The following is a 21228-nucleotide window of genomic DNA, read 5'->3' as shown; positions in this document are numbered from 1 at the left end:
AAACGGTCATTTTTTGTGATGACACTCAATATATTCAACCCAAGAAGGATATTTTATTTACATATTAACAACATGAGGCTGACCGTTTTAGCGGCATTGCATTTAAAACGGTCAATACGGGCATATTTCAGCGGCTGCTGATTGCCAGTTTTGCGGCAAACAGCATAAATAAGCCGCCCGTTGCTCGGTCCATCCATTTCACTACGGCGGGAATGTTGAACAGGTTCGACGCGTAGCGGGTAGTGACAATCAGCGTCAGCGACCAGAGCGTACCAATAAACACGTGAATCGCGACGAGGAGAAAAGTCCAGATCACCGGGGAGTGCCCCGCCGGGATAAACTGCGGCAGAAAAGAGACGTAAAAAACGCCCATTTTGGGATTGAGAACGTTGCCCAACATCCCCCGGAAAAACCAGTTATCGCCGGGTTGGGCATCGGACTGAAAAGCATCAAACGTATGGCGCGGTCGGATGAGCAGCTGAACGCCCAGCCAGCATAAATACGCCGCTCCGCAGTATTTGAGTACGTCATAGGCCAGTTCAGAAGCAGCGAGTAAAGCACCGAGGCCAAAAGCAACCACCGCTCCCCAGATAAAACACCCGGCGTCTATGCCGAGCGCGGCATGAAATGCTTTCTTACCGCCTTCAACGGTGGCGGTGCGCAGAATAAGCGCGGTATCAAGACCTGGAGTAAGCGTGAGGAGTAAGGCGGCGAGGGAATAAGCAAGAAGTGCATCAGCGACGGACATTTTGTCTCTCCGAAAGAGTGGATGTTACTGAAAATTTGACATCCGCTCAATTGAAGAGATCTCATGATTGATGAATCACCAGTCCATCCATACCCCGCCCTGGTTGCTGCTGGCGCGCAGGGTTTCGATAAAGCGCATGCCGGACAGGCCTTCAACAATTCCCGGTAATAAGGGCGTCGTGCCACCGCGAATTTTCGTTGCCGCCTCACGGTAGATTTGCGCGAAGCCTTCCAGATACCCCTCCGGGTGGCCCGCCGGGGTGCGGCATTGGTGGCGGATTGAATCATGATTATTGACGCCGTTGCGCGTGACAACGTAACTATTTCCGTGCAGCGGATGGATCTCCAGCATCTCCGGCTGCTGCTGGCGGAAGCACATACTGCCCCTGCTGCCGACTATCCGCAAACGTAGATCGTTTTCAAAGCCCGGGGCAACCTGGCTTGCCCACAGGCGGCCCCGCGCGCCGTTGGCGTAACGCATTTCGGCATAAACTTCGTCGTCCAGCTCACGCCCTTCAATGCGGGTCAGCAGCTCACCGCGAATGGCTTCCGGCTCCATACCGGTGACAAATGCCGCCAGCTGCCAGGCGTGGGTGCCAATGTCGCCAATCGCCCCGGCCCCAGCGAACTGTGCTTTGCCGCGCCAGCTCGCCTGTTTGTTATCCGTCAGCTCCAGCCGGTCGTTCAGCCAGCCCTGCAAATATTCCACCTCTACGTTGCGGATATCGCCAATCTCACTGTTGGCGATCCGCGCTCGCGCCTCGCGCACCATCGGCAGCGCGCTGTAGTTATGGGTCAGAATAAAATGCGAGCCGCTCTGGTTGATGAGAAACGCCAGCTCTTCCCCTTCCGCAAGGCTGACGCCCAGCGGCTTGTCGCAGATGACATGAATTTTCTTTTCAACGAACGCTTTGGCAATGGGAACGTGCAGGAAGTTAGGCGTGACGATGGCTACGGCTTCAATACCATCCGATCTTGCGGCCTCTTGTTCTGCCATCTCCTGCCAGCTTTCATAGCTGCGGTCTGGCTCAACAAACAGCGCTTCACCGCTGCGTTTTGCTACCTCCGGGGATGAGGAAAACGCGCCCGCAATCAGCTCAAACTGGTCGTCAAGACGTGCGGCAATACGATGCACGCCGCCGATAAACGAACCTTCACCGCCGCCCACCATGCCTAACCGTATGCGTTTCATCGTTAACCCTCCAGCCCGAGCATTTTACGCACCGCCGCACCGTTGCTTTCGCTATGGGCAAAATCATCAAAAGCGTAGTCGGCAACGGGAATGATGTGGTCGGCGATAAATTTCGCCCCTTCGCGCGCGCCCGCTTCGCCCGATTTCAGACAGCACTCCCATTCAAGCGTAGCCCACCCTTCATAGCCGTACTGCGCGAGCCTGCTGAAAATGCCTTTGAAATCGACCTGCCCGTCCCCCAGCGAACGGAAACGCCCCGGACGCTCCACCCACGGCTGGAATCCCGCATATACGCCGCTGCGGGCAGAGCGTTGAAACTCCGCGTCTTTTACGTGGAATGCCTTAATACGGGAGTGATAGAGATCGATAAACCCGAGGTAATCCATGTGCTGCAGCAGCATATGGCTCGGGTCATAAAGGATATTGCAGCGCGGATGATTATCAACCAGTCCTAGAAAACGCTCAAATGTGACGCCATCATGCAAATCTTCACCGGGATGCAGCTCAAAACAGACGTCGACGCCTGCCTCATCAAAGACGTCCAGCACGGGCCGCCAGCGGTTTGCCAGCTCCTTAAAGGCTTCATCGATAAGTACGGCATTGCGCGGCGGCCACGGGTAGAAATATGGCCAGGCCAGCGCGCCGGAAAAGGTAGCATGGGCCTTCAGGCCCAGGTTTTGCGAAGCCCGTGCCGCCTGCTTCAGGCTTTCAACGCCCCACTGCTGGCGGGCTTTTGCATCGTGCGCCAGCTCCGGCGGGGCAAAGCCAGCAAAGGCGGCGTCGTAAGCAGGATGCACGGCGATAAGCTGGCCCTGCAGATGTGTAGAAAGTTCGCTGATTTGCAGGCCGACATTAGCCAGCGTGCCGCTGATTTCCGCGCAGTAATCTTTGCTTTCAGCTGCTTTGCGCAGATCGAAAATATGCGGCAGATGCGTCGGGATTTGCACCGCTTTGTAGCCCAGCCCGGCAGCCCAGGCCGCCAGGGTTTCCAGGGAGTTAAACGGCGGCCTGTCGCCGATAAACTGGGAAAGAAAAATGGATGGCCCTTTTAGCGTTTTCATTACAACACCTCCTTAATGTTCACCATGCGCTGCTCGCGCGCCGCGAGGTCAGCCGCCAGCACCACAGCCAGGCTCTCGATAGCCTGCTGCTGGTGCTGCGTTAAATCGTTATCGTCAAAAATTGCGCGGGCAAAGAACTTCTGTTCCAGGCGGCAGAGTTCGTAGTGGTCGGGTTCGCCGTCGGCACTTATCCACTCGTCCGGCGCGGCAAATTCGCCGTCGGCGTTCAGCCGGGAATGATGCAGGCGCAGGGATTCGGTGAGGGTATGGGCTTCAACGCTGGCGGACCGCCCTTCGCCGCCCGCCTCGCAGGCGACGATGGAGACGGAACCCTCCGGCCCGATAACGTCCTTAATAAAGAACGCCATCTGGCTCATCATCGGCCCCCAGCCCGCCTCGTACCAGCCCACCGAGCCGTCGGCAAAGCGCACCTGAAGCTGGCCGTAATTAAACTGTTTTGCCGGGATTTGATCGGTTAACCGCACGCCTATGGCGCTGACCGACAGCGGGCTGGACTGGGTCATCTGGCACATCACGTCCAGATAGTGCACGCCGCAGTCCACGATCGGCGACAGCGACTGCATCAGCATTTTATGGGTGTGCCAGGCGGCCCCGGCGCTCTGCTGGTTGAGGTTCATGCGCATCACCAGCGGTTTGCCGAGGGTATGCGCCAGTTCGATAAACTGCTGCCAGACCGGGTGATGACGAAGAATATAACCAACGACGAGTTTTTTACCCGCCAGCTGGGCCGTTGCCACCACGCGCTTCGCGCCGGATACGGTGGTGGCGATGGGTTTCTCGATAAACACATGGCAGCCCGCAGCGAGCGCCGTCAGCGCCAGCACTTCATGGCTGTCCGGCCAGGTGGCGATGCAGACCGCATCCGCCTGTGTTTGTATAATTGCCACCTGCATATCGTCGAACAGCGGAATATCGGCCCCCAGCTGCTGCCGGAGGCGATGTTTAGAGTCCCCACGGGCGAGCAGCCCGCAGAGAGTAAATTCCGGTAGCGCCTGATAGGCCAGAGCGTGAGCCGCGCCCATATTGCCGCAGCCCACTACCAGCACCCGGAGTGCCCTATCTGCCATTATTCGCACCTTCTTTGTAATGGAAGGTGAAGAAGAAAATGGCGGCAATCACGACCGCGGCGATAGCAGGCATCCACCAGAAGTGCTGCCACTGTACCAGCGCCTCGGCCCCCTGCGCGGTGACCGAGCGGTTGAATACCGCGCCGCTGATCTGCGAGCCGATGAGCATCCCCAGCCCGTAGGTGAACAGCACCAGCAGGCTCTGCGCCTGGCCTTTCACCTTGTCCCCCGCCACCTTATCGGTATAGATAAAGCCGATAACGAAGAAGAAGTCGTAGCACACCCCGTGCAGGATAATGCCGATGTAAATCATCCAGCGGGTTTCCTCCGCGATACTCAGCGCGAACATGGCGTAGCGGGCAAACCACGCGAGCATGCCGATCAGCAGCATCATCTTGATGCCGAGGCGGCGGAAGAAGAACGGGATCAGCAGCATGAACAGTAGCTCGGACATCTGCCCGAAGGCCATTACCCCGCTGACGTTCTCGAAGCCCAGCGCGGAGATAAACGGTGCGGCATAGGCGTAGTAAGCGGCCAGCGGAATGGAGATCAGCGTGGCGCAGATGATAAACACCATGAAGTGCTTTTGTTTCAACAGCGCGAAGGCGTCGGCGCAGACCAGGTCACGCAGGGAAAGTGGTTTGCCGCGATCCGGTGCTGGCGTGTTTGGCAGCGTGAAGCTGTAGATGCCCAACACCACCGAGGCGACGGCGGCCATGGTAAAGATGCCGGTACTGTCGGACAGCCCGCTCATCCCGACAATCAGCCCGGCAACAATCCAGCCGATGGTGCCGAAGGCGCGCACTATCGGGAAGCCCCTCTCGCTGTTTGCCAGGCTGTGGAACGCAACGTTGTTGCTGAGTGCGATGGTCGGCATATAGCAAAGCATGTAGGCGAAGACCACCCACAGCAGGCCGCTTTGCCCGCTTTCAAACATGCCCGGCAGCCACCAGAGCAGAGCCGCGCCGACCAGATGCAGAATGCCCAGCACTTTCTGCGAGGCAAAGAAGCGGTCAACCAGCATCCCGAGCACGAACGGCGAAAGAATCGAGGCGATTGGCCCGGTGGAGTACGCATCCCCTATTACCGCGCTCAGCCCGTATTTGCCCATCACCACGCCCAGCGTCACGTACCAGGCACCCCAGACGAAAAACTCCAGAAACATCATTAACGACAGGCGCGGGATAACCCACTTATGGGTTAACACCTGAGCCCCAACGGCTGATTGAGAAGACATACATCCTCCACGACAGAGTATTGAATTAAGGGTAAGAGGTTATTTTTGTAATCGATTACATTAACAGATCATTAAAAATGTAATCGATTTCAGAAGGGTTGCCATCATGCCTGCGGATTATTTGATACTATTGATGCAAATCTGGAATGTGCTTCACAAATAGCCAATGCGCTCAAAGGATCAGCATGTCGATAGATAAAGTCGCCCGCACCGCCGGAGTTTCCACCGCCACCGTCTCCAGAGTGCTGAACGGCAATCCCGCAGTGAAGCCCGATACCCGCGACAAAGTGCTGGCTGCTATAGAATCTTGCGACTACCAGCCCAACCTGCTGGCCCGCCAGCTTCGCACGGCTCGCAGCCGCATGCTGCTCGTTCTTGTCTCCAACATCACCAACCCCTTCTGCGCCCGCGTGGTGCGCGGCATTGAAGAAGAAGCGGAAAAACACGGCTATCACATTCTTCTGTGTAACTCTGAATCCCGGCTGACGCGCGAGTCCGCCTATCTGCAGCTGCTGAGCGGCAAAGTCGTGGACGGCGTGATCACTATGGACGCCATCAGCTGTCTGCCGGGCTTAACCACGCTTATCGGCGATTCCCCGTGGGTGCAGTGCGGCGAAGGCGATCCGGGTTATAACGCCTCTTCCGTCACGATCGATAACTTCAAAGCGGCGGCGGCTGCGGTGGATCACCTTACCAGCGCGGGCTACAAACGCATTGCGCTGATCAACGGCGATCTGCGCTATCTCTATTCCCAGCAGCGTGAGGCTGGGTATCGTTCCGCAAGAAGCAGTGCGTGGCAGGCCGTGGTCTATGCGGACAGCCTCGAATATCAGGCGGGCGTACAGGCAATGGCGGAACTGTTCACCCTGCCGGAGCCGCCGGACGCGGTGTTTGCCATCTCCGACGCCTTAGCCGGTGGCGCCTTGCATTACGCCCACATCAACGGACTGCGAGTCCCGCAGGACGTGGCAATTATGGGCTTCGACGGTGTGCCGTTCGGCTCGGTGACCAGCCCGCCGCTGACCACGGTCGAGCAGCCAATGCACCAGCTGGGCGTGCGCAGCGTGCAGCTCCTACTGGAGAGAATTGATAACCCAGAGGTGGAAACGGTGAATGAAATTCTGGACTGGAAGCTGGTGGTGCGGGGATCGGTGTAGGGCTGCGCACTGGTAATATGCCGGATGACGCTTCGCTTATCCGGCCTACGCAACTGTATTGATCGGTTGGTGGCGCTGTCATTGCTCATTTCGTGAAAAAACCGGGCCAATCTTAATCGATGTGGCTGGCAGCTTAGAGCGAGGAGCGGACGTACAGGAAATCACTACATCCATTGTCGATATCCCACTCACTGTTCCAATTCAGTCATCGCCAACTCGGCAACTTTTATAGTTGTTGAAACCGTATCGTTACTTGAGAGGGACCAGGCGGTTGAAAGCCCACACCATGCAATTATCCATTTGAGAAGACGATCTCTGTCCAGATCTGCCGTCTCGGCAACAATACTTAACCTCTGTTTAAATATCTCCGGTACAGTCGCGACACGAGGCACTGGATTACCAAGATCCGGATTAGTGAAAATATTGGCAAAGTCGAATCCCCGTTCCCCTATTAGTCCTTTTGGGTCAATGGCTAACCAGCCCGACGTTTCAAAATCAAGCACGTTACCGTGATGTAAGTCACCATGTAATGCGACCACATCTCGTGGAGAAGAAAGCAAATCTTCTGAAATTTCTGCGCAACGTGTCAGGATACCGCCATACTTCAATGCCGCTCGTTTTAGAGGATAAAACCACTCATGTAGAGGCGTAAGCTGGGGTAATGGTCTTTTGGGGAATGTATGAAGCCGGTTCGCAGTAATACACAAAATACGACAAGCTACATCATCCTGATCTTCACGGGACATAGCTGATAAAGATGCGGAACCTATGGCTCTTGAGAGAAGAATTGCTTCATTTTCATGTGCAAGAACCTGTGCCGCACCATTCCCTTCCCACCATGCCATGAGTGAATTACCGGCTTGTTCATCCGCATCATCCGTAACTTTTAACATGGCTTTAATACCATGTGCTGCCGTTTTGACCGGATATAACTGGGATGTATGAGTTATAAATGGAGTGCCATCAGGAATGAGGTTCCAGCGATTTAGCCAGGGTTTTAACTTGAACGTATCCATAAAGTCTTCTTAAACATCCTTATAGCACAAGCGGGAGATGGGTATGCATTCAGGCATTTTAAGCCATAGATGAAGCGCTTTCCTGCATGCTGATTTCTGGTAAGGCAACTTTCGTTCATTGTCGGTCGTTCACTAACCCTTCACCGAAAAAATACCGGATGGCGCTTCGCTTATCCGGCCTACGATACTTAATCGCCGTACGTAAGGTGAATAAGCATTAGCGTCATCCACCGAATACAAACCGCTGCAATAACGACCGGGACTCTGGCGTATCGCTCACGCGCGACAACAGCGCATCCCGATCTTTGCCCTTCATGGCAATTCTTTCGCTGCGGCTGGTGATGATTTGGCTCATTACCGGCGCGGTAAACTCCGGATGGAACTGCACCGAAATGGCCGTTGGGGAGTAGCGGATAATCTGATGCGGGTCGTGGCTGGATGCGCCCAATGCCGCTGCGCCCGGCGGCAGCGTCAGCACGCTTTGCTCGTGGCTCAGGAATACGTCAAAGGTATCGGGTAACTCACCCAGCAAGGCATCCTGTCTGGCAGCCGCGCTTAGCGTTACCGGCAGCTGCCCTACTTCGCTGCCCTGCGGATGGTAGTCCACCACGCCGCCCGTTGCGTAGGCCATAAGCTGATGACCGTAGCAGACGCCCAGCATCGGCACCCCGGCCTGCATCATTTCTCTTGTCCATTCGGCGGTGCGCTCGCTCCACGCCTCGTGGTCCGTCACCATCGACCATGAGCCTGAAATCACCGCCGCGCGAAACGTTCCTGCCACCGGCAGCGGGTCGCCGTCGAACGGGCAAACCACTTTCACCGATACCCTGTCGCCGAGCGCGGCGCGAAACCATTGCGGCTGTTCACCCACCGCATCACGAATATCCGCAGGCGGATGGCCCATCTGCACCAGCAGGATCGGAAGGGACTCAGGCATCGGGTTAATCCTTAATCGTTGTGGAACCTAATGATTAGCACAGATTGCAGCACGCCCCCAACGTCGATTTTCCCAATCCCCCAATAATTAGAAAAATATGGCGTCTCTTCTGCCGTTTGCTTCACGCACCGGTCGGTAAAATGTAATGCGTGAAGATGGCTCGAAAGGAGTCGTTAACAGCGGGATGATGACGTGGCAAAAACTTTACTGCGCAGCGGCAGTCTTGACGACTTTCTGGCGCTGGGTGAAAACGGACAGGCGGTGTTTGACTCGGCGCTGCAGATACGCGAAACCCTGCGCCTGCGTAAACAGCATGCGGTGGCGGACAGCCTTGCAATCCCCCAGCCGAACGACGAGGGCGACCGTGTTGACTGGTATGCGCCGCTCGAGGGCAGCGTGCTGAGCTGGGCCGCCGCCAGCGACGAGCAGCGAAAAAAAGCGCTGCGCTATTTGGATAACGGACTGGCGAACATCGCCACGCTCATTCAGCGCTGCCAGCAGGCGGAGAAAACGGCCATTCAGCTGTTTGGCTCGCTGCTCTCCAGCGCTTTGCAGTTCCCCGGCAGCCAGCATGTTTATCTGGTTAACGGCAAACCGGTTATCACTTTCTGGGGCTTTGTGAATCTTAATCAGGGCGCGCGTGATGACGTGCTGGACTGCCTGCGCGCGGCTGAACCCCATGAGCCGGTTATCGAATTTGTTCCCGAGCCTGATTTACCAGAAACTGCTCCCGCTCCCACCCAAATAAGCTCCCCGGACGAGCCGCTGGTTTATTCCCTGCCGATGCAGGCTGCTCCTGCCCCCGTTATCGTTCAGGAAGAGCCCGAAGCGCTACCGGCTGCGAAACCTAAATCCCGCTTATGGATGCTACCTGTTGCCGCAGCAGCGCTGGTTTTGATGGCGGCTCCCGTTGCCTGGAACTCTTTATCGACCCCGGAAGCAAAACCTTTAGCGTCGGTAAAAGCGAAGCCTGCATCCATTGCGCCTGCCGCGATCAAAACCGTCGATCAACCCGTTCCGCAGTCCACGCTGCCGCTGGCCCAGGCCAACGTAGTTGCCGCCCCCGCTCCTGAACCTGAGGCAGCACCAGAGCCCGCTCCCGCTTCTGCCCCTAAGCATGCCCTGATGCTCCCGGCGGAGGCGCTGAAAATTGGTTCGACGAAATTCCTTAACGGCTCCTGGCGCGTGACCATCGATGCCAGTAACCCGATCACCGGTAAACCTCCGGTGCTGCGCTATCAGATTGCGGATAACAAAGGCACCGCGCGGCTGGTTCATGGCGATAACATCAGCTGCAAAGTGGCGGTGTTCTCCGGCCTGCACAGCAACGGCGTGCTGATGATTAAAACCCGTGGCAGCGCGCGCTGTAGCGACGGCTCCCGCTATCCGATGCCGGAAATCTCCTGCAGGCCCGGCGATAACGGCGTGGCCCAGTGCAGCGGACGCTACGCGGGCGACACCGTAGTGCCGTTGACGTTTAAGAAAGTGGGTGACTGACCATGCTTGCCAACCTGTTCCATTACAAACCGGGCGTGACGCTCATTAAAGACAGCGGCATCCAGCTGCTGGACTTTGGCCTTGCCCCTCAGCCAGACGCCCCGCACACCGGGCGCTTCGTGCGTAAAACCGCCAATGGCCCGCTGCTGCGCCTCGATTACGATATCGTCCCCGGTAAGTTCACGCTGCCGGAAGGCCAGGGTGGCGCGCCGGAGGTGGTGAAGCCTGAGAGCACCGTTACCCTTGGCCATTCGCTGAAGGTGATGGATAAAACCTGGCTGCCGCTGCCGTTTGGCCGTTTCAACCCGCCGCGCACCTTCGTTGGCGGACCGGATAACTGGGCGCGCGTGCAACTCCGCCGTCTTGACGAGCCAGACTCTGCGGGCAACACCGTACGAATAAGCATTGCGCTGGATACAAAAATCTACGCGGATGACCACCCTGCCGCGCATCTGGCCCCCACGCAGAACGACGTCCGCAACGGCGCTCGCTTCACGCTGGCCTGGCAGAACCACGAAATCCACGATTTCCTCGACCAGACCTGGGTAGATGGCTGGCTGCGCGAGGTATTCACCCAGTTCGTCTCGCGCCACGAATCCCGCACGGAGCGTGAAATCGCCGGTGCGATGAAGATGTTCGAGTACCAGGCGCATTACCTGAATATCCTGGAAATGCTCGGCGCGCAGCTCTCCGTGCCGGAAGTGAAAATTGTCACCGCTACGCTGCAAGCCCCTGCTATCCCTGTGGACCTGGTGCTCGACGTTGGCAACACCCACACCTGCGGCGTGCTGATTGAAGATCATTGCGAAGCCAACGACGGCCTGCGCCAGACCGCCGAACTGCAAATCCGCTCCCTGAGCGAACCGCAGTTTATTAACGAGGCAATGTTCACCAGCCGCCTTGAGTTTTCCGAAGCCAGATTCGGCAAGCAGCACTTCTCGGTGGAGAGCGGGCGCGATGACGCCTTCGTCTGGCCTTCTATCGCCCGCGTGGGGACCGAGGCCCGCCGTATGGCGAGCGTGCGCCTGGGAACGGAAGGCGCCAGCGGTATCTCCAGCCCACGCCGCTACCTGTGGGACGAAACCCCGGCGAGCCAGGACTGGCGCTTCAGCCAGATGGGCATCAAAACCCAGCGCGAACCGCTCGCCACCGCCTTCCCGCTGATGAACCTGATGAACGACGACGGCCAGCCGCTCTACGATCTGCCAATGGACGAGCGCCTGCCGGTCTTCTCGCCGCAGTACAGCCGCAGTTCGCTGATGACGCTGATGCTCTGCGAGCTGCTCGCCCAGGCGCTGATGCAGATCAACAGCGTCGGCTCCCGCCAGAGCATGGGGCACCTGAACGCGCCCCGGCAGCTGCGCAATCTTATTCTTACCCTGCCTTCCGCCATGCCGAAGCAGGAGCGCGAACTCTTCCGCCAGCGCATGCGCGAGGCCGTCGGCCTGGTGTGGAAAGCGATGGAATGGCACCCGGCGGATGAAGGCTTTACCAACGAGCGCGATAAGCAGAAGAGCGTTGTCCCGGTCCCGGAGGTTCATATGGAATGGGACGAGGCGACTTGCGGCCAGCTCGTCTGGCTGTATAACGAAGCCATCGTGAACTACGCCGGGCAAAGCGGCGCTTTCTTTAAGCGCCTCGCCCGCCCGGACCGTCAGCTTAGCGAAGATGAACCTGCGGGCAAAACACTGCGCGTTGCTTCTATTGATATCGGTGGCGGCACGACGGACATGGCTATCACCCAGTATCAGCTGGACGACGGCGTGGGCAGCAACGTCAAGATCGCTCCGCGCCTGCTGTTCCGCGAAGGTTTTAAAGTCGCGGGTGACGATATTCTTCTGGATGTCATTCAGCGCTGCGTGCTGCCAGCTTTACAGGCGCAGATGCATAAGGCGGGCGTGGCGGATGTGACCGGGCTGATGACCACGCTGTTTGGCGAGTCGGGCCGCATGGATACGCGCGGCACCCTGCGCCAGCAGACTGCCCTGCAGCTGTTTATTCCGCTGGGCCATGCGGTGCTGGATTTCTGGGAAAACAGCGATCCGGACGATCGCCATGCGACGCTGGAAGCCACCTTCGACGAGCTGCTAACCCAGCGGCCAACGGATAACGTGATTAATTACGTTCAGCAGGCCGTACAGCACGCGCTGCCAGTCGACGCGCCGCAGTTTGACCTGTTCAGCGTACCGATCCAGGTCGAGCTTTCTTCGCTGCAGGAAGCGCTGATGGCCGGGCAATTCACGCTCACCGCGCCGCTTCAGGCCTTATGTGAAGTTATCAGCCACTACTGCTGTGATGTCCTGCTGATTACCGGCCGCCCGGCCTGTCTTCCGGGCGTGCAGGCGCTGCTTCGCCACCTGCAGCCGGTGCCGGTTAACCGCATCGTCTGGCTCGATAGCTACCAGACGCACGAGTGGTATCCGTTCAGCCAGCAGGGGCGCATCGGCAACCCGAAATCCACCGCGGCCGTCGGGGCCATGCTGTGCAGCCTGGCGATGGACCTGCGCCTGCCTGGCTTTAATTTCAAAGCCAGCGATATCCAGGCGTACTCGACCATTCGCCATCTGGGCATGCTCGACGGCAACAACGTACTGAGCGATGAAAACGTCTGGTACAGCGATATCGATTTGGATAATCCAAAAGCAACCCTGGATACCCGCCTGCACTTTCCGCTGCGCGGTAACGCCTGCCTGGGCTTCCGCCAGCTGGATAATGCGCGCTGGCCCGCAACGCCGCTCTATACCCTGGCGATTAACTCGGCCTCGCTTGCCAAATCTATCGCCGGAGACGGCGTCTTAAACGTGCGCTTACAGCAAACCCGCGATGCGGACGCCTTTGTATTAGCCGAAGCCTGGCTGCAGGACGGCAGCAAAGTGCCGCTCAGCCAACTGAGCTTTAAACTGAACACGCTCGCCGGCAGCTACAGCGGCGCGAGCCACTACTGGATCGACAGCGGGAGCGTCTATCAAAAATGAATACCCCCCCCGTACTGCCAGAGCTGGCGAACTGGGTGCAGAATACCCGCCAGCACGCCCCGCTTTTAGAAAACGAGGCGGACAGCCTGCTTGCCCGGCTTCTGCCGCTGCAGCGTCGCCAGCAGCAGCTGAATGCGGCGCAGCACGCACCGCTGACATTAGGCATCTGCGGCCAGTCACTGGCGGGTAAGCGGCACCTGCTGAGCGCGCTGCTGGCCAACCACGCAGGCCGCATTGAAGTCGAGCCTGGCGAGAAAACGCTGGATTACCTGACGCATATCGTTCCCGGACACGCCGCAGCTTCGCTGGCCGTGCGTTTTACCCAGCGCCAGGCACCGTCCAGCGATAAATTCCCGCTGCTGCTGACGCTGCAGGACGAAAGCGATCTGACGCAGCGAATGATTCGCCTGTACCACGCGCGCCCGCAGCAGCGCGTCGCCCAGTCCAGCACGGTTGCCGCCCGCCTGGCCGAATTGCAGCCCCACCGCCAGGCAGGAAGCGTGCCGGGTATCAGTAGCCACCAGATTGCCGATATCGCCCATTGTTACCATGCGCAGCTGCGTCGGCAGCACCATCTGGACGACGCGCTTTGGCAGCAGATGGCTGAGCTGATCCCCTGGCTGACCACCACCGACCGCGTTTCCCTTCTGGGGATGCTATGGGGAGAAGATGCGCAGCTTAGCGCGCAGTGGCAGCATCTCAGCGAAACTCTACATCACATCGGCGAGGCGCAGCAGTTTCTGGCCCCTGCCAGCCTGCTGGTCGACTCGTTCCTGCTGCCTGCCGAAGGTTTTCTGATCCCCGCAGCACCGGATGAAACGGACGTCCAGGCCGATGTGCTGATTTGCCCGCTCCGGGGGGACGAAATCGGCTCGCCGGTCAGCCTGCCACAGTCCGACCTGCTGGAACTTTGTGCTGAGGTCTGCCTGACGCTGTGTCATGCCCCCGCGCTGCAGGGCGTGGATATCATTGATATTCCCAATCGGCAGATTGACTATTATGCCGACCGTTTGCAGCCCGATACCCTGCTGGTCTGCAATGCTGCTGGCGATCGGGATGAGGTAAAAGCCATCGGCAAAACGCTTTCCCGCTGGGTTGACGATACCCAGGGAGCGCATGCCGCGCTTCCGGGGCTGATCTGGACGATAACGCCGCATGATGCACGCTTCACCAGCGGCGTCAGCGTGGACGACGGCGTGCAGCGCATGGTAGGCCAAGCCGGAAAGCGCTGGGGAACCCTCCAGACGCTGGACAGCCGCAATATGCAGCGTCTGCTGGAGTGGCTTTCTGACGCCGTCAGCGTCGTGCGCCGGAATAGCCGTCTGGCAGGGTTACAGGCCGAGCTGGATGCGAAAACTAAGGAGGTTTTCCACCGCTTCACGGACGGTCATGGCGTGGCCCCCGAAACGGCTCGTCTTCAGGCCGAAGGGCTGGTTCGCGCCCTGCAGTCCAGCGCAGCTCTGCACGGCGAGCTGCTGGCAGGCCTGGTGCCCGATCGCCACGCTCTTCAGCAGTGCTGGCTGCGTCATTACCATCAGCAGCAAAGCAAACCGGCTGGGTTCGTGCTGGATATTAACCTGTTCGCCGACGATGACGTTGAGGCACGCGGTCAGGCTGCGGCCACCAGCTATGCGCTGGCAGTTCATCAGCTGTGGGTTACCCACCTGCGCGGGCCTGGTCAACGGGCCGGAGCGGCTCAGCGGCTGGGGCTGGATGCCAGCCAGCTGCGGGCGCTGTGCGAACTGCTGATTGCCACCGGCTACCGGCTCGGTCTGCCGGATCTTCTGGAAGAGATGCTGGCATCCGGCGACGGCAGCATGGCGCAGGAGATCACCTGTGCGGCAGGCGTGCTGGGAGATTTTGTTAACTGGCTCGGTTATGCCAGCGCTGCGCAGGAAAACCGACCGGCAAGCCGCGTGAACAAAGGTGCGAAGGTGTTTTCACCTGCGGTGCAGGCCAGGGCGGCTACGCGCCTCACGCAGCTGGGGGAAACGCCAGCCCGCGGCAACGCCAGCTACGTTTATGACTGGCTGGTCGCCCTGTACGCTCGCGCAGTGGAAAATATCGATTATCGCCACCCGCACGACGTCAGCGAAGATCATCGGGCAAAACTGCGCGGGCTGCTGGCGAAAATTTAAAGCAGGATAGCCACGACGAGGGCAGAATCTGCCCTCGCTTATCAATAGTAATCAATCGTGTTTTTAATCGAGTAACGCGTGGTGGCGGGCGGAGTCACGCTGTCGTCGACGATATTAAGCTCGCAGGCGACCGGATTAAAGTGGCCGTCGTAATCACAGCTTTGCTTCGCCTGGGCGATGGCCTTGCCGTTAAGCGAGCTGGTCGCCGTATAATCCAGCTTTTTTTTACTATCGGCACCTGCTTTCGCCTCCACCGTCAGCGTGGCATCTTTCGCGGTAGTGATTTTCCCCAGCGGGTAGCCATCCGGGTCGTAGGAGTATTTCACTGAAACCTCTTTGCCATGCGCGGCTACCACGAAACCGTTGTCATCGGTATCGTAGGTAATCTGCGCGGCGGGCAGTTCGGCCAGCTGACATTTTCCCTGAAGCCTGACGCGTTTTTCCTGGCTGGTTGCGTCAACATAATAGTTCGCATCCAGCACCAGCGAAGCACCGCTGTTCTCTTCCAGGTCGTGGAACTCAAGGGTGTCAAAACAACCTTCCGCAGAAACCGATCCTGACACGCGCTTGACCACTTCGCCCTTTTCGTTCATCAGCGTCTGGCTGAAGTCTTTTACCGGCCCACGCAGCGGATCGAAATCGAACTCATTCGAGAAGCTCGCCATCTCCGGCGTGTAGCTCAGCGGAGTAGCCGGCTTATCGCATCCTGCCAGGGTCGCGACCAGCGCGCTGAGAATGATGATTTTCTTCACGTTAGTTCTGTTCCCGTTTTGAAATATCTCAACATGATATAAGCAAATACAAATATTTACAGCAGTTGGTCTATGATTATTGAACATCCTCAAGATAAAGGAAGAGATGATGAAGAAGTCAATCTGGCTGGCAGCTTTTGTACTGATGTCCGCCACCCCGGCGCTGGCGGCACAGGGCTCCTGCGATAAAGTTAAGGCCGACATTCAGCAGAAAATTATTAACAACGGCGTGCCGGAGTCAGGCTTTACCCTGACCATCGTGCCGAACGACCAGGCGGATAAGCCTGATGTTCAGGTCGTTGGGCACTGCGCAAACGATACGCAAAAGATACTCTACAGCCGCACCGGCAGCGGTAACGACTCCGCCGAAAACGCAGCCACCCAGGATGCGCCACAAGCGGAACAGCAGCAGTAACCTTTGGGGCGCCATGTGCGCCCTTCAGACTGATGACTAACCCAAACCGAATGGAATTCGAAAAGATCTCACCGAATAAATAACAAGGAAAATCAATTCATTGATTTTCGGCTGCTAACCACAAAGAAGGGAAAACCACGCTTTTTCCTTCTTTGTCAGCAATCCAGGGGCGCCATGTGCGCCCTTTTCTTGCCTGCATTTTCCCTTCCCCAATCACGCCAAAATTGACGGATGTTAATAAGTCATACCCCCAAGTAAGTACAATTTCTTTCAGAGGGTATTATTTGCCTGTTAATTAGTTAGGCATTTGCCCACCTCAGCTGCAATCACTAACAAAAACCTAAAATGACGCACCTTCTCAGGGAGTAGTCATGGAGTGAGCTATGTCTGATATAAACAACCCAGGCGGGATCAGCCGCCGAAGCCTGATGAAGTCAACGGCAATCGGGAGTCTTGCTCTCGCCGCCGGTGGGATTTCACTGCCCTTTGGACTGAAAGCCGCTGCCGTCGCCGTTAACGGCGCGCTGGAAAATCGCGACGATAAAGTGGTCTGGGGTGCCTGTTCCGTCAACTGTGGAAGCCGCTGTGCCCTGCGTCTACATGTGCGTGATAACGAAGTCTACTGGGTGGAAACGGACAACACCGGGCACGATGAGTACGGCGATCACCAGGTTCGCGCCTGCCTGCGCGGCCGTTCGATTCGCCGTCGTATTAACCACCCGGAACGCCTGAACTACCCAATGAAGCGCGTAGGCAAACGCGGCGAAGGGAAATTTAAGCGTATATCCTGGGACGAGGCGCTGGACACCATTGCCAAAAGCCTGAAAGGCACCGTAGAAAAATACGGCAACGAAGCCGTATACATTAATTACTCCTCGGGGGTGGTCGGCGGCAACATTACCCGCTCCTCCCCTTATGCTTCGCTGGTTGCTCGCCTGATGAACTGCTACGGCGGCTTCCTGAGCCATTACGGCACTTACAGTACAGCGCAGATTTCCTGCGCCATGCCGTATACCTACGGCAGCAACGACGGCAACAGTACTTCAGATATTGAAAACACGAAGCTGGTGGTGTTGTTTGGAAATAACCCGGCTGAAACCCGCATGAGCGGCGGCGGCATCACTTATTATCTGGAACAAGCGCGTGAACGTTCTCGCGCCCGCATGATCGTTATCGATCCGCGCTATACCGACACCGCCGCAGGCCGTGAGGACGAGTGGATCCCAATCCGTCCGGGCACCGACGCCGCGCTTGTCGCCGGTATCGCCCACGTGCTGATTAACGAAAACCTCGTTGACCAGCCGTTCCTCGATAAATATTGCGTAGGCTACGACGAGAAAACGCTGCCGGAAGGCGCTCCCGCTAACGGCCATTACAAAGCCTATATTCTTGGCGAGGGCGAAGACGGCATTGAAAAATCGCCGCAGTGGGCTTCTGCCGTCACCGGTATTCCGGTGGACCGCATCATCAAGCTTGCCCGCGAAATCGGCAGCACTAAACCCGCCTGTATCGTGCAGGGATGGGGGCCGCAGCGCCAGGCCAACGGCGAACTGACCGCCCGTGCTATTGCCATGCTGCCAATCCTTACCGGTAACGTGGGAATCAACGGCGGCAACAGCGGTGCACGTGAATCCACCTACAACATCACCATCGAGCGTATGCCGGTGCTGTCCAATCCTGTCAAAACGCAGATCTCCTGCTTTAGCTGGACGGACGCGATTGTGCGCGGCCCGGAAATGACAGCCAGACGCGACGGCGTGCGGGGCAAAGACAAGCTGGACGTGCCCATCAAGTTCATCTGGAACTACGCGGGCAACACCATCATTAATCAGCACGCTGAAATCAACAAAACGCACGATATCCTGCAGGATGAGAGCAAGTGCGAGATGATTGTCGTCATTGAAAACTTCATGACCTCCTCTGCCAAGTACGCCGATATTCTGCTGCCGGACCTGATGACCGTGGAGCAGGAAGACATTATTCCGAACGACTACGCCGGGAACATGGGCTATCTGATCTTCATTCAGCCCGCTACCGCACCGAAGTTCGAGCGCAAGCCTATTTACTGGATCACCAGCGAAGTGGCCCGCCGTCTGGGGCCGGACGTTTACCAGAAGTTCACCGAGGGTCGCACCCAGGAAGAGTGGCTCAGGCACCTTTACGCCAAAATGCTCGCCAAAGATCCGGCGCTGCCTTCTTACGAAGAGCTGCGCACCATGGGCATCTACAAGCGTAAAGATCCGAACGGCCACTTCGTCGCCTATAAGAAATTCCGTGAAGATCCGGCGGCCAACCCGCTGAAAACACCTTCCGGCAAAATCGAAATATACTCCGACCTGCTGGCGAAAATTGCTGCGACCTGGGAGCTGCAAAAAGACGAAACCATCAGCCCGCTGCCAGTTTACGCCTCCACCTTTGACGGCTGGGACGCACCGGAGCGCAGCTCTTATCCGCTGCAGATGTTTGGTTTCCACTACAAAGCCCGTACCCACTCCAGCTATGGCAACGTTGACGTGCTCAAGGCCGCCTGCCGCCAGGAAGTGTGGATAAACCCGATTGACGCGCAGCAACGCGGTATCGCCAACGGCGATCTCGTCAGCGTATTCAACGGGCGCGGTGAGATTCGCGTTGAAGCAAAAGTGACCCCTCGCATCATACCGGGCGTAACCGCAATGGGCCAGGGCGCCTGGCACGACGCCAACATGAACGGCGATCGTATCGATCACGGTTCCTGTATGAACACCCTCACCACGCAACGCCCGTCGCCGCTGGCGAAAGGCAATCCACAACATACCAATCTGGTCGAAATCAAAAAGGCGTGAGGCGTAGCGAATGACAACCCAGTACGGATTTTACATTGACTCAAGTCGCTGCACCGGCTGCAAAACCTGCGAGCTGGCCTGCAAAGACTACAAAAATTTAGGCCCGGACGTCAGCTTCCGCCGCATTTATGAATACGCGGGCGGCGACTGGCAGGAGGATAACGGTGTTTATCATCAGAATGTCTTCGCCTATTACCTGTCGATAGCCTGTAACCATTGCGAAGACCCGGCCTGCACCAGGGTCTGTCCGAGCGGTGCAATGCACAAGCGTGAAGATGGTTTTGTGGTAGTTAACGAAGATGTGTGCATCGGCTGCCGCTACTGCCACATGGCCTGCCCTTACGGCGCGCCGCAGTATAACGCCGAGAAAGGCCACATGACCAAGTGCGACGGCTGCTACGACCGCATCGCCGACGGCAAAAAGCCGATCTGCGTCGAGTCCTGCCCGCTGCGCGCGCTAGATATGGCACCAATCGACGAGCTGCGTAAAAAGTACGGCGAACAGGCCGCGATTGCGCCGCTGCCGTCCGCGCACTTCACCAAACCAAATATCGTCATTAAACCTAACGCCAACGGTCGCCCCTGTGGGGATAAGACCGGTTATCTGGCCAATCCGAAGGAGGTATAAGATGGGCAGTGGATGGCATGAATGGCCGCTGGTGTTATTTACCGTGCTGGGCCAGTGCGTCGTTGGCGGCGTTATCGTGATGGGCATGGCGTGGATGTCCGTCAGCAATAACAGCGAGCTGCAAAACAAGATTGTCCGCTCGATGTTCTTCCTGTGGGTGATTATGGGCGTGGCATTTGTCGCCTCCATCATGCACCTTGGCTCGCCGCTGCGCGCCTTTAACTCCCTTAACCGCGTGGGGCACTCCGCCCTGAGTAATGAAATCGCCAGCGGCTCGGTGTTCTTCGCGGTGGGTGGTTTCTGGTGGCTGGTTGCAGGACTGAAAAAGATGCCGGCTGCGCTGGGGAAGTTGTGGCTGGTGGTGTCAATGCTGCTGGGCCTGGTCTTTGTCTGGATGATGACGCGCGTTTACCAGATAGATACCGTGCCCACCTGGCACACTGGCTACACAACGCTGAGCTTCTTTATGACGGTAGTGCTGGGCGGTCCGCTGCTTGGCGCCGTGCTGCTGCGTCTGGTGAACTATCCGCTCGCGGGGACCAAACTCGCCGCACTTTCCGTGCTGGCGCTGCTGGTAACCGTTGGGGTAATTGTGCTTCAGGGCTTCAGCCTCTCCGGCATCAGCAGCTCCATCCAGCAGGCTTCCGCGCTGCTGCCGGACTACGCTTCGCTGCAGGTCTGGCGAATTGTGCTGCTGGCGCTGGGCCTGGGCTGCTGGATTTGCCCGCTGGCCCGCCGCCTGACGCCTTCCACCGCCACGTTACTGGCTGGTTTTGTGCTGGTGGTAGCCGGTGAGCTTATCGGTCGCGGCCTGTTCTACGGTCTGCATATGACCGTAGGCATGGCGATTGCAGGTTAATTAGTTCAAAATGCGCGGGAAACCCCGCGCAAATTTTTTGCAGGTATTACCAGGAAAAGAAATATGTCATCTCAAGATTCGCAACGACTGGCGGTTATCGCCCTTACGGGCCGCGTGCTCGGTGTGCTGTATCACCAGGCCCCTCAGAGCCGGGATGCGGCTCCGCTTTATGCCTCCCTTGCGAACCCTGTCTGGGCCGTCGAATGGCCGGTACAAGTGCCTGAACTTGCGGATATCGCACAGCGCATGGCGGAAGGCTGCAACTATCAGCAAGAGACGCTGAACGAGGCGTTCCAGCGCCTGTTCATCGGCCCTAACGCACTCCCTGCAGCGCCATGGGGTTCCGTTTACCTCGACAAAGAGAACGTGCTGTTTGGCGATTCGATGATTGAACTGCGCCGCTGGATGCGCAAGCACGAGATCGGCGTGGAGCTCGACCAAAACGAACCAGACGACCACATTGGCACCCTGCTGATGATGTGTGCATGGCTTGCAGAGCAGCGTCAGCCGCAGCGCGTGGACGAGCTTCTGGCCTGGCATATCCTGCCGTGGGCAGGGCGCTTCCTGGAGCTGTTTATCGAGAAGGCTGACCATCCGTTCTATCAGGGCCTGGGCGAACTGACCCGCTTAACGCTGGCCAACTGGCGCGAAGGTCTGCTGATCCCCGTCGCCAGCAAAGAGCTCTATCTCTAAGATTCTGAGTAGCG

17 protein-coding genes are annotated in these 21228 nt (G+C 57.8%); 9 read left to right on the top strand and 8 right to left on the bottom strand.

Features of this window, described 5'->3' with window-relative positions; all coding sequences use genetic code 11:
- Nucleotides 1-127 precede the first annotated feature (127 nt).
- The 5 genes from ACA108_10300 to ACA108_10280 all read right to left on the bottom strand — a co-directional run bounded on the left by ACA108_10300 (nucleotide 128) and on the right by ACA108_10280 (nucleotide 5325).
- Nucleotides 128-748 (bottom strand): LysE family translocator, encoded by a 621-nt coding sequence (locus ACA108_10300; protein ID XEX97856.1) that lies wholly within the window; start codon nucleotides 746-748, stop codon nucleotides 128-130.
- Nucleotides 749-823: 75 nt separating this feature from the next.
- On the bottom strand, nucleotides 824-1939 hold the full coding sequence (locus ACA108_10295; GenBank protein XEX97855.1) for a Gfo/Idh/MocA family protein: 1116 nt from the start codon (nucleotides 1937-1939) through the stop codon (nucleotides 824-826).
- A 2-nt stretch (nucleotides 1940-1941) separates the two neighbouring features.
- The gene (locus ACA108_10290) at nucleotides 1942-3000 is read right to left on the bottom strand and encodes a sugar phosphate isomerase/epimerase family protein (GenBank protein XEX97854.1); all 1059 of its coding nucleotides are present in this window, start codon (nucleotides 2998-3000) and stop codon (nucleotides 1942-1944) included.
- Nucleotides 3000-4088, bottom strand: coding sequence for a Gfo/Idh/MocA family protein (locus ACA108_10285; GenBank protein ID XEX97853.1), 1089 nt, complete (start codon nucleotides 4086-4088; stop codon nucleotides 3000-3002). The genes ACA108_10290 and ACA108_10285 overlap by 1 nt, the downstream gene beginning before the upstream one ends.
- Entirely contained in the window at nucleotides 4078-5325 is a 1248-nt protein-coding gene (locus ACA108_10280; protein XEX97852.1) for an MFS transporter, read from the bottom strand. Before ACA108_10280 ends, ACA108_10285 begins: the two co-directional genes overlap by 11 nt.
- A gap of 185 nt (nucleotides 5326-5510) precedes the next feature.
- Here ACA108_10280 and ACA108_10275 point away from each other — a divergent pair, with 185 nt between their 5' ends.
- Entirely contained in the window at nucleotides 5511-6482 is a 972-nt protein-coding gene (locus tag ACA108_10275) for a LacI family DNA-binding transcriptional regulator (protein XEX97851.1), read from the top strand.
- A 188-nt stretch (nucleotides 6483-6670) separates the two neighbouring features.
- On the opposite strand, the gene ACA108_10270 is transcribed toward ACA108_10275, so the two are convergent.
- Both ACA108_10270 and ACA108_10265 read right to left on the bottom strand, forming a co-directional pair.
- Nucleotides 6671-7498 carry an aminoglycoside phosphotransferase family protein gene (locus ACA108_10270; protein ID XEX97850.1) on the bottom strand — a complete coding sequence of 276 codons (828 nt, stop codon included), beginning with the start codon at nucleotides 7496-7498 and terminating at the stop codon, nucleotides 6671-6673.
- 223 nt (nucleotides 7499-7721) lie between these two features.
- Entirely contained in the window at nucleotides 7722-8435 is a 714-nt protein-coding gene (locus ACA108_10265) for a glutamine amidotransferase (protein ID XEX97849.1), read from the bottom strand.
- Nucleotides 8436-8627: 192 nt separating this feature from the next.
- On the opposite strand from ACA108_10265, the gene ACA108_10260 reads away from it, so the two are divergent.
- Genes ACA108_10260 through ACA108_10250 form a run of 3 tightly spaced genes read left to right on the top strand, consistent with a single transcriptional unit; the run spans nucleotide 8628 to nucleotide 15045 of the window.
- On the top strand, nucleotides 8628-9932 hold the full coding sequence (locus ACA108_10260) for an SrfA family protein (protein ID XEX97848.1): 1305 nt from the start codon (nucleotides 8628-8630) through the stop codon (nucleotides 9930-9932).
- A gap of 2 nt (nucleotides 9933-9934) precedes the next feature.
- Nucleotides 9935-12907 (top strand): virulence factor SrfB, encoded by a 2973-nt coding sequence (locus ACA108_10255; GenBank protein ID XEX97847.1) that lies wholly within the window; start codon nucleotides 9935-9937, stop codon nucleotides 12905-12907.
- Entirely contained in the window at nucleotides 12904-15045 is a 2142-nt protein-coding gene (locus ACA108_10250; protein ID XEX97846.1) for a virulence factor SrfC family protein, read from the top strand. Before ACA108_10255 ends, ACA108_10250 begins: the two co-directional genes overlap by 4 nt.
- A 41-nt stretch (nucleotides 15046-15086) precedes the next feature.
- Here ACA108_10250 and ACA108_10245 read toward each other — a convergent pair whose 3' ends face one another.
- Complete coding sequence (locus tag ACA108_10245) at nucleotides 15087-15797, bottom strand: YnfC family lipoprotein (protein ID XEX97845.1); 711 nt, start codon at nucleotides 15795-15797, stop codon at nucleotides 15087-15089.
- Nucleotides 15798-15906: 109 nt separating this feature from the next.
- On the opposite strand from ACA108_10245, the gene ACA108_10240 reads away from it, so the two are divergent.
- From ACA108_10240 to dmsD, 5 genes are all read left to right on the top strand, one after another.
- Nucleotides 15907-16212 (top strand): DUF1161 domain-containing protein, encoded by a 306-nt coding sequence (locus ACA108_10240; GenBank protein XEX98072.1) that lies wholly within the window; start codon nucleotides 15907-15909, stop codon nucleotides 16210-16212.
- A gap of 383 nt (nucleotides 16213-16595) precedes the next feature.
- Nucleotides 16596-19034, top strand: a complete 2439-nt coding sequence (gene ynfE, locus ACA108_10235; protein XEX97844.1) for a selenate/tellurate reductase subunit YnfE — start codon at nucleotides 16596-16598, stop codon at nucleotides 19032-19034.
- 10 nt (nucleotides 19035-19044) lie between these two features.
- The gene (locus ACA108_10230) at nucleotides 19045-19662 is read left to right on the top strand and encodes a DMSO/selenate family reductase complex B subunit (protein ID XEX97843.1); all 618 of its coding nucleotides are present in this window, start codon (nucleotides 19045-19047) and stop codon (nucleotides 19660-19662) included.
- Nucleotide 19663: 1 nt separating this feature from the next.
- Nucleotides 19664-20521: a dimethyl sulfoxide reductase anchor subunit family protein gene (locus ACA108_10225; GenBank protein ID XEX97842.1), complete on the top strand. Its 858-nt coding sequence runs from the start codon at nucleotides 19664-19666 to the stop codon at nucleotides 20519-20521.
- Nucleotides 20522-20584: 63 nt separating this feature from the next.
- Entirely contained in the window at nucleotides 20585-21214 is a 630-nt protein-coding gene (gene dmsD / locus ACA108_10220) for a Tat proofreading chaperone DmsD (GenBank protein ID XEX97841.1), read from the top strand.
- Nucleotides 21215-21228 lie beyond the last annotated feature (14 nt).

The organism is Dryocola sp. LX212 (assembly GCA_041504365.1).
GTDB lineage: Bacteria > Pseudomonadota > Gammaproteobacteria > Enterobacterales > Enterobacteriaceae > Dryocola.
The sequence above is the reverse complement of the archived record's forward strand: the minus strand, read 5'-3'. Positions and strand labels throughout refer to the sequence as shown.